This is a genomic window from Stenotrophomonas sp. S49 (genome assembly GCF_016624905.1).
Classification (GTDB): domain Bacteria; phylum Pseudomonadota; class Gammaproteobacteria; order Xanthomonadales; family Xanthomonadaceae; genus Stenotrophomonas.
Genome location: NZ_JACVUD010000132.1, coordinates 1 through 9,366 on the forward strand (window position 1 = coordinate 1; position 9,366 = coordinate 9,366).

Genomic DNA, 9,366 nt, shown 5'->3' on the forward strand with positions numbered 1-9,366 from the left:
GCGGCATGGATGCCGCGGCCAAGCCTACAGGGACGTACTTGCGGCGTCCCCTGCCAGCCCACACCACCCCGGCCCACCCAAAGCACCAGGAAGCGCCAGCGCTTCGGCTCTGGCTTCGGCTCTGGCAGTTGCAGTTGCCGTGCGCTTCTGCCTGCCGCAGGCATCGGCCCCCCACCAGCCGATACAATGGCCGTCTGCCGTTCACCGGCATCCCGTCCCTGAGCCAAAGAGTTGCCCATGTCCATCGTCCGCATGACCGACCTCGACCTCTCCGGCAAGCGCGTGCTGATCCGCCAGGATCTGAACGTGCCGATCGAGAATGGCCGCATCACCTCCGAACAGCGCATCACCGCCTCGCTGCCGACGCTCAAGCGCGCGCTGGAACAGGGCGCCGCGGTGATGGTCACCTCGCACCTGGGCCGTCCGAAGGAAGGCGTCTGGAGCGAAGCCGATTCGCTGGCACCGGTTGCCGCGCGCCTGTCCGAGCTGCTGGGCCGTGAAGTGCCGCTGGTGCGCGACTGGGTGGACGGCGTGGACGTGCAGCCGGGCCAGCTGGTGCTGCTGGAAAACTGCCGCATGAACGTCGGCGAAGGCAAGGATGACGAAGCCCTGTCGAAGCAGTACGCCGCCCTGTGCGACGTGTTCGTGATGGATGCCTTCGGTACCGCGCACCGCGCGCAGGCTTCCACCCACGGCGTGATCCGCTTCGCCCCGGTGGCCGCCGGCGGCCCGCTGCTGATGGCCGAACTGGACGCGCTGGCCAAGGCGCTGGATGCCCCGGCCAAGCCGCTGCTGGCCATCGTGGCCGGCAGCAAGGTCAGCACCAAGCTGGAACTGCTGGCCAACCTGGTCAACAAGGTGGACCAGCTGATCGTGGGCGGCGGCATCGCCAACACCTTCATCGCCGCGGCCGGCTACAAGGTCGGCAAGTCGCTGTACGAACCGGATCTGCTGGATACCGCCAGGAAGATCGTGGCCGACGCGCAGGCCCGTGGCGCAGCCATTCCGCTGCCGGTGGACGTGGTCACCGCCAAGCAGTTCCTGCCCGACGCTGCGGCGGAAGTGAAGGCCGTCGATGCCGTGGCCGAAGACGATCTGATCCTGGACATCGGCCCGCAGACGGCCGCCCAGTACGCGCAGTTGATCGAACAGGCCGGCACCGTGGTCTGGAACGGCCCGGTGGGTGTGTTCGAGTTCGAAGCCTTCAGCAAGGGCACCGAAGCCCTGGCCCGCGCCATCGCCCGCTCCAAGGCGTTCTCCATCGCCGGTGGTGGTGACACCCTGGCGGCGGTGGACAAGTTCGATATCGCCGGTGATGTCAGCTACATCTCGACCGGCGGCGGTGCGTTCCTGGAATTCCTGGAAGGCAAGACCCTGCCGGCGGTGGCCGCGCTGGCTGCGCGCGGCAACTGATGTCGGTCCAGCCGCAACAGATCGAGGAAGGGCGTGCCACGCTCTTCTTCGACATGGATGGCACGCTCATCGATTCGGAAGTGGGCATCACCACCTGTATTGCCTATGCGCTGCAGAAGATGGACCAGCCGGTTCCGCCGCAGGAAACCCTGCTGGGGTGGATCGGCCCATCGCTGCGCACCACCTTCACCCCGCTGTTCGGCGACGCGCAGCGGGTGGAGCAGGCGGTGGCGCTGTACCGCGAGCGCTTCGATGTGCAGGGCTGGCGTGAGCACACGGTCTATCCGGACATCGAAGACACCGTGCATGCGCTGCATGCGCGGGGCCATCGCCTGGCCGTGGTGACAGCCAAGAACGAGGTACATGCCCGCCGTATTGCCGAACATCTGCCGTTTGGCCATCTGTTCGACGATGTGATCGGCTCCACCCCCGATGGCTCGCGCAGCAGCAAGCCACAACTGGTGGGCGAGGCCCTGCAGCGGCTGCAGCTGGACCCGGCGCAGTGCTGGATGATCGGCGACCGCCGCATGGATATCGAAGGTGCGCGCTTCCACGGCGTGCGCAACGTGGGCGTGCTGTGGGGATTCGGCGGCGAAGCCGAGCTGACCGAGGCCGGCGCCGGACATCTGGCCCGCGAACCGGCGCAGCTGCTCACCCTGCTGGCCTGACCCACCCAGGGGTCGGACCCCTCTCCAAGGGAAAGGGCTCTGACCCCGTTCCCCGCGAGGGGTCGGACCCATCTCCAGCGGAGAGGGCTCTGACCCTCGCTGGCCGGGCGAGTGCAAGCGCGGGAACCGATTACATCCGTTCCCTGTCCGGAGCATGTCCGCTTCATGTCCCGAAGAGTCAGGCGCCACAAGGGTGTAACCGTATACATGGGGCGTGAAGGATGTGCTAATTTCCCCCCTTTCACGGGAGAGGCCCATTCACCATGTTCGAGCGTCAGCGTCGCACCAAGATCCTTGCCACCCTCGGTCCGGCGACCGACCCGCCGGGCGTGCTGGAGGATCTGTTCCGCGCCGGCGTGAACGTGGTGCGCCTCAACTTCAGCCACGGTGACCCGTCCGGCCAGGCCAAGCGCGCCGCCGACGTGCGTGCCGCTGCCGCCCGCGTGGGCGTGGAAGTGGGCATCCTGGCCGACCTGCCGGGCCCGAAGATCCGCATCGAGCGCTTTGCCGAAGGCAAGGTCTTCCTGAAGGCCGGTGACCGTTTCGACCTGATCGCCAATGAAAACGCCGGCCCCGGCGATGCCAGCCAGGTGGGCGTGAGCTACCTGGGCCTGCCGCAGGACGTGGGCCCCGGCGACGTGCTGCTGCTCGATGACGGCCTGATGCAGCTGCAGGTCGTGGAAGTGCAGGGCGAGCGCATCATCAACACCGTGCTCAACGACGGCGCCCTGTCCGACCGCAAGGGCCTGAACAAGCAGGGCGGCGGCCTGTCGCTGGGCGCGCTGACCGAGCGCGACAAGGAACTGATCGGCATCGTTGCCAAGATCGGCGTGGATTTCATCGCGGTCTCGTTCTGCCGCAACGCGCAGGACATGAACGACGCGCGTGACATCGCCCGCTCGCACGGCTGCGATGCAGCCCTGGTGTCGAAGATCGAGCGCACCGAAGCCATCGAGAACCTGGAAGAAATCGTCGAGGCCAGCGACGTGGTGATGGTGGCCCGTGGCGACCTGGGCGTGGAAATCGGCGATGCCGAACTGCCGGGCCTGCAGAAGAAGATCATCAAGGCCTCGCTGGCGCAGAACAAGGTGGTGATCACCGCCACGCAGATGCTGCAGTCGATGGTGGAAAGCCCCATTCCGACCCGCGCCGAAGTGCTGGACGTGGCCAACTCGGTCATCGACGGTACCGATGCGGTGATGCTGTCGGCCGAAACCGCCGCCGGTGCCTACCCGGTGAAGGCCGTGGAGGCCATGGCGCGCATCTGCCTGGGTGCCGAACGCCAGTTCCAGACCGAAACCGACTTCAATGCCTCGCCGCGCAACCTGGAACGTGCCGACCAGGCCATCGCCATGGCCACCATGTTCCTGTCCCAGCACGTGGGCGTGCGCGCCATCGTGGCGATGACCGAATCCGGTGGCACCGCCCGTTACCTGTCGCGTTTCCGCGCCAAGGCGCCGGTGTTCGCCGTCACCCGCCACGACGGCGCCCGCCGCCAGATGGCGCTGATGCGCGATGTCTACCCGATCAACTTCGACAGCCGCGGCCTGACCCCGCGCGAAGCCGCGCGTGGCAGCATCCGCCTGCTGGTGGAATCGGAACTGCTGCAGGCCGGTGATCGTGTCGTGTTCACCAGTGGCGAGCACATGGAAACCCTGGGTGCCACCAACACGCTGCGTCTGCTGGAAGTGGGCGAAGACGGCCGCGCCAGCGGTCTGGGCGACCTGTAAGCGCAGCCGCCGGGCCAGGGGCAGAGCCCCTTCGGGGATCTGACCCCGTGCCGCACAGGGTCAGATCCCCGCAGGGGCTCTGACCCGAGGTCGCAGGACAGAAATTGTCCTGCGCACATCTGGAATCGTTTCCATCCTGTCCTCCACGTCGGGGCAACGGGTGGCGGGGCTATAATTGCGTTTTTCCCGCACCCGCCACAGGAAATACATGAGCATCGAACAGCTGGCCGAAACCGCCCAGGCCATGGTCGCCCCGGGCAAGGGCATCATCGCGATCGACGAATCCACCGCTACCATCGCCAAGCGTTTCGCCGGCGTGGGTATCGAGAACACCGAGGAAAACCGTCGCGCCTACCGCGAGCTGCTGCTGACCACGCCGAAGCTCAACGAGCACATTTCCGGCGCCATCCTGTACGACGAAACCATCCGTCAGGCCACCAAGGACGGCGTGCCGTTCGCCAAGTACATGGCTGACCACGGCATGATTCCGGGCATCAAGGTGGACAAGGGTGCGCACCCGCTGGCCGGCTGCCCGGGCGAGCTGGTCACCGAAGGCCTGGACGGCCTGCGCGAGCGCCTGCAGGAGTACTACAAGCTGGGTGCCCGTTTCGCCAAGTGGCGCGCGGTCATCAACATCGGTGACAACACCCCGTCGGGCACCTGCATCGAATCCAACGCCCACGCGCTGGCCCGTTACGCAGCCCTGTGCCAGGAATGCGGCCTGGTGCCGATGGTCGAGCCGGAAGTGATCATGGACGGCGACCATGACATCGAAACCTGCTACGAAGTGACCGAAGCCACCCTGCGTTCGCTGTTCGATGCGCTGTACCAGCAGAACGTGCTGCTGGAAGGCACCATCCTGAAGGCCTCGATGGTCATTTCGGGCAAGGGCTGCGATGAACAGGCCGACGTGGAAGAAGTGGCCGAATCGACCGTGATGTGCCTGAAGAGCACCGTGCCGGCCATCCTGCCGGGCGTGGTGTTCCTGTCCGGTGGCCAGAGCGACGAACAGTCCACCGCCCACCTGAACGCCATGAACCAGCTCGGCAATCTGCCGTGGCCGCTCAGCTTCTCCTACGGCCGTGCCATGCAGCAGGCCGCGCTGAAGCTGTGGGCCAAGGACATGAAGGGCAACTACGCCGCCGCGCAGAAGACCGTGTTCGAGCGCGCCAAGGAAAACGGCCAGGCCGCCCTGGGCAAGTGGAACGGCTGAGCCGCGCCACCGCCTGAGCCGTAATGGACGCCGGCCCTGTGCCGGCGTCTTCATTTGCGGGTATCGTTGCGCTGCAGCGGGTGCCGTGCCGGTACCCGGTTTCCAGGGAAAGGAGCAGCAGCACATGCGCAAGGCCGCCATCGTGATCGCCATTGCCACCGTCGTGGCCGTGGCCGGTTGCAACCGTCTTCCCGGCAGCAGCACAGAGGCCGGCAAGGCCCCGCCGCTGGCGCTGGACAAGCCGCTGTCCGGTGAAATCACCGCACGCAGCGCACTCAACTACAACGATGGCAGCCACTATCAGGTCTACGCGCTGGCCCTGCAGGACAAGCAGCGGGTCGGCATCAAGCTGACCGGCACGCTCAACGGCTCCATCAGCGTGTTCGACAACGGCACCCTGGTGGCCAGCAGCCGCAGCGGCTATGAAAGTGGCGACGAAGTCTCGGTGGCGTTCCGCGCCGACGGCAGCGGCACCTACCAGGTGGCGGTGAACGCCGAAGGTCCCGATGCGTTCGGGCCGTTCCGGCTGCGCGCCGAAACCCTGCAGCCCTATGACGGCACGCCGATCGTCGGCGCCGGCCGCATCAACGACCTGCTGCTGGACGAAACACAGGACTACACGCTGAAGGTCGACAGCCCGGGCCTGTACGAGATCCAGCTGCGTTCGGACGCCTTCGATACCCTGTTGTCGCTGAAGGGCAATGGCCAGGAAAGCGAAAACGATGACGGCGGTGAGGGCACCGATTCCCGCATCACCCTGCCGCTGCAGCCCGGCGAGTACACGCTTACCGTGCGCGGGCTGGGCGACGGCGACCAGGGCGCCTTCAGCCTGGAGGCCAAGCGCAGCGCCATGCCGGACAACCTGGTCGATACCGATGGCACCGCGCTGCCCCGCAACGGCAGCGTCTACACGCTGCTGGAAGGCGAAGGCCGCCGCCGTTTCCTGCTGACCCTGGACGAACCGGCCGAGGTGCAGCTGGATGCGCTTTCCAGCCAGGTCGACACCGTGCTGCGCCTGGTCGGTGGTGAGATCGAGCGCAGCGATGACGACGGTGGCAACGGAACCGACGCGCACCTGCAGGAAACCCTGCCGGCCGGCCACTACACGGTGGACGTGAGCAACCTGAGCGAAACCAGCGGCCTGGTGGAAATCAAGGTGCGCTGATCGCGCTCAGTGCGCGGCCGCGAAGCCGGCATCACCCACTGGCGGCAGCGGCAGGATGCGCTCTGCCTCCACCGCGTGGCCGGCGGCGGCCAGCGCCTGCTGGTAGGCCTTGGCGGTGGCGGTGTTGAAGGCCACCAGCACGATGCGCATCGGCTGTGCGTGGCTGCGCTGCCATGCCAGCGTTTCCGTCACGGCCACCTGCGCGGCCTGGTACAGCGGATAGCCGTACACGCCGCAGCTGATGGCGGGAAACGCAATGGACTGTACGCCCAGCGATTCTGCCATCTGCAGCGATTTCCAATAGCAGTTGGCCAGCAGCGCCGGTTCGTCGCGCTGGCCGTCGTGCCAGACCGGGCCCACGGTGTGCAGCACATGCTTGGCCGGCAGTGCATGGCCGGCGGTGGCGCGCACCTCGCCGGTGGGGCAGCGCACGCCGGGGCGCAGCTGCGGCAGCTGCTCGCATTCCTGCAGCAGGCCCGGGCCTGCCGCGCGGTGGATCGCACCATCCACGCCGCCGCCGCCCAGCAGCGATTCATTGGCCGCGTTGACGATCGCATCCACCGCCAGGGTCGTGATGTCGCCCTGCCACACTTCGATCTTCATGCGTCCGTCTCCTGCCTGTCGGTTGTTCCGCGCATCCTCCGCGCTGGCTGTACCCACGGTAGGGCACAGGGCATGGATGCTGCGTCATGACCGTCTCACAACCTGCGATCCGGTCTTCACGCACGATGGCGGCAATTACCTTCACGCAGGCTGAAGCAGAAAGGGGTCAGATCCTTTTCCGCATGGAAAAGGCTCTGACCCCCGTCATTGCGCCACGTCGGTGGGGTCAGAGCCCTTTCCCTGGGGGAAAGGGATCCGACCCCGCACCGCTTACGGCAGGCCGGCCAGCCAGTCGTCGTCGGAGCCTTCGTTCACATCGGCAAACAGCGGCGTGGAGAAGTAGCGTTCACCGGTATCGGGCAGCATCGCCAGGATGACCGAGCCCGCTTCGGCGCGGCTGGCTACATCCAGCGCGCTGGCCACGGTGGCGCCGGCCGAGATGCCCACGAACAGACCTTCCTCGGCGGCCAGGCGGCGCGCGGTGGCGATGGCGCGCTCGTCTTCCACGGTCAGCAGTTCATCCACCACGTCGCGGTTCAGCACATCGGGCACGAAATCCGGGGTCCAGCCCTGGATCTTGTGCGGCTTCCAGTCATCGCCCTTCAGCAACGCGGCGCCGGCCGGTTCGGTGGCCACGATGCGCGTCTGCGGGCGTGCCACCTTCAGCACTTCGCCCACACCGGTAAGCGTGCCGCCGGTGCCCCAGCCGCTCACGAAGTAATCCAGGCGCTTGCCAGCGAAGTCGCGCAGGATCTCCGCGGCGGTGGTGTTGCGGTGGTAGGCCGGGTTGGCCGGGTTGGCGAACTGGCTGGCCAGGAACCAGCCATGCTGTTCGGCCAGCTCGCGCGCCTTGCGCACCATGCCGCTGCCGCGTTCGGCGGCCGGAGTCAGGATCACCTTGGCACCGTAGGCACGCATCAGCTTGCGGCGTTCGATGGAGAAGGTTTCCACCATGGTGGCCACGAACTTGTAGCCGCGGGCGGCGGCGACCATGGCCAGGGCCACGCCGGTATTGCCCGAGGTGGCCTCCACGATGGTGTCGCCGGGCTTGAGCAGGCCGCGCGCTTCGGCGTCCAGGATGATGGCCAGGGCCAGGCGGTCCTTCACCGAACCGCCCGGATTGAACGATTCGACCTTGGCGTACAGGGTCACGCCCTGCGGTGCCAGGCGCTGCAGCTTGACGATGGGGGTATTGCCGATGGTGTCCAGGATGGAGTCGTACAGGGCCATGGAAGCGCTCCAGAAGCAGGCCGCGCCGGGCTGCGGCGGGCGGAAGAGGGGAGGGCTGGCCGTCCAGGCCAGCGGCTGCCGGCTGACCGTAGCGCCGGCATATGACACCCGGAAATGACCAGATACCTTTCTTAAACAACCTTTGGTTATAAGCTGGTGACGGGAATTGACCCTAGAGTGGACCTCCGCCCCCGCCGCCTGCCCGCCATGACGCTCACCCAGCTGCGCTACCTGGTCGCCATCGCCGATGCCGAGCTGAACATCACGCTCGCCGCCTCGCGCGTGCACGCCACCCAGCCCGGCCTGTCCAAGCAGCTCAAGCAGCTGGAGGACGAGCTGGGTTTCCTGTTGTTCGTGCGCAAGGGGCGCAGCCTGGAATCGGTCACCCCGGCCGGGACCGAGGTCATCACCCGCGCCCGCGCGGTGCTGGCCGAGGCCAACAACATCCGCACCTATGCCGCCAACCAGCGCCGCGAAAGCCAGGGCCAGCTGATCCTGACCACCACCCACACCCAGGCGCGCTTCGTGCTGCCGCCGGCGGTGGCGGCGATCAAGCAGGCGTACCCGCAGGTAAGCGTGCATCTGCAGCAGGCCGGCGAAGCGGACGCGCTGGACCGGCTCAACCAGGGCGATGCCGATATCGCCATCATCAGTACCGCCGGCAGTGAACCGACCGACGGCATTGCCGTGCCGCTGTTCCGCTGGCGCCGGCTGGTGGTGGTGCCCAAGGGCCACCCGCTGGACCGCGCCGGCCGCGCGCCGGACCTGGCCGCGTTGGCGCGGCAGCCGTTGATCAGCTACGAATCGTCCACGCGTCCGAATTCGTCGCTGCAGCGTGCGTTCGCCGCCCAGGGGCTGGTGCCTGACCTGGCCCTGACGGCGCTGGATGCGGACCTGATCAAGACCTATGTGCGCACCGGTCTGGGCGTGGGCCTGCTGGCGGAGATGGCGGTCAGTGCCTACGACGAAGATCTGAAATCGTGGCCGGCGCCGGAGCCGATCACCGAATGCATTGCGTGGGCGGTGCTGCCGCGCGATCGCGTGCTGCGCGATTACGCGTTGGAACTGGTACACGTGCTGGCGCCACAGATCGACCCGCGCGACCTGCGCCGGGTGCTGGACGGCAACCAGGCCGCCGCGTGGCCGCAGCCCCCGACTTGGGAATCACTGACCCAGACCATCACGGTCTAAGGGTTGGGGCGTTGCAGGGCTGCGCCCTGCACCCGCTCACGGCAACGGCAACGGCAACGTCAAAAGCGGGCTATCCGTGGGTTGGCGGGGCGGTGTCGGAGGGCGGGGACGCCGCAAGTACGTCCGTGTAGGCTTGGCAGCCGCATCCATGCG

General features: G+C 67.2%; 8 protein-coding genes. 6 read left to right on the forward strand and 2 right to left on the reverse strand.

Annotated features, from left to right (window positions below):
- The first annotated feature begins 237 nt into the window (after positions 1 to 237).
- From IAE58_RS19000 to IAE58_RS19020, 5 genes are all read left to right on the forward strand, one after another.
- Complete coding sequence (locus IAE58_RS19000) at positions 238 to 1,413, forward strand: phosphoglycerate kinase (RefSeq protein WP_199934643.1); 1,176 nt, start codon at positions 238 to 240, stop codon at positions 1,411 to 1,413.
- Positions 1,413 to 2,081 carry an HAD hydrolase-like protein gene (locus IAE58_RS19005; RefSeq protein WP_199934642.1) on the forward strand — a complete coding sequence of 223 codons (669 nt, stop codon included), beginning with the start codon at positions 1,413 to 1,415 and terminating at the stop codon, positions 2,079 to 2,081. The genes IAE58_RS19000 and IAE58_RS19005 overlap by 1 nt, the downstream gene beginning before the upstream one ends.
- Positions 2,082 to 2,344: 263 nt before the next feature.
- On the forward strand, positions 2,345 to 3,811 hold the full coding sequence (gene pyk / locus IAE58_RS19010) for a pyruvate kinase (RefSeq protein ID WP_108753995.1): 1,467 nt from the start codon (positions 2,345 to 2,347) through the stop codon (positions 3,809 to 3,811).
- 208 nt (positions 3,812 to 4,019) lie between these two features.
- Positions 4,020 to 5,024, forward strand: a complete 1,005-nt coding sequence (locus IAE58_RS19015; protein ID WP_108750932.1) for a class I fructose-bisphosphate aldolase — start codon at positions 4,020 to 4,022, stop codon at positions 5,022 to 5,024.
- A gap of 124 nt (positions 5,025 to 5,148) precedes the next feature.
- Positions 5,149 to 6,189 (forward strand): ABC transporter substrate-binding protein, encoded by a 1,041-nt coding sequence (locus IAE58_RS19020; RefSeq protein ID WP_199934641.1) that lies wholly within the window; start codon positions 5,149 to 5,151, stop codon positions 6,187 to 6,189.
- Positions 6,190 to 6,195: 6 nt separating this feature from the next.
- Here the strand turns inward: IAE58_RS19020 and IAE58_RS19025 are convergent, their stop codons facing one another.
- Positions 6,196 to 6,792, reverse strand: a complete 597-nt coding sequence (locus IAE58_RS19025) for an O-acetyl-ADP-ribose deacetylase (RefSeq protein ID WP_199934640.1) — start codon at positions 6,790 to 6,792, stop codon at positions 6,196 to 6,198.
- A 270-nt stretch (positions 6,793 to 7,062) separates the two neighbouring features.
- Positions 7,063 to 8,022, reverse strand: coding sequence for a cysteine synthase A (gene cysK / locus IAE58_RS19030; protein WP_108757031.1), 960 nt, complete (start codon positions 8,020 to 8,022; stop codon positions 7,063 to 7,065).
- Between the two features lie 207 nt (positions 8,023 to 8,229).
- On the opposite strand from cysK, the gene IAE58_RS19035 reads away from it, so the two are divergent.
- On the forward strand, positions 8,230 to 9,213 hold the full coding sequence (locus tag IAE58_RS19035) for a LysR family transcriptional regulator (protein WP_108751644.1): 984 nt from the start codon (positions 8,230 to 8,232) through the stop codon (positions 9,211 to 9,213).
- Positions 9,214 to 9,366 lie beyond the last annotated feature (153 nt).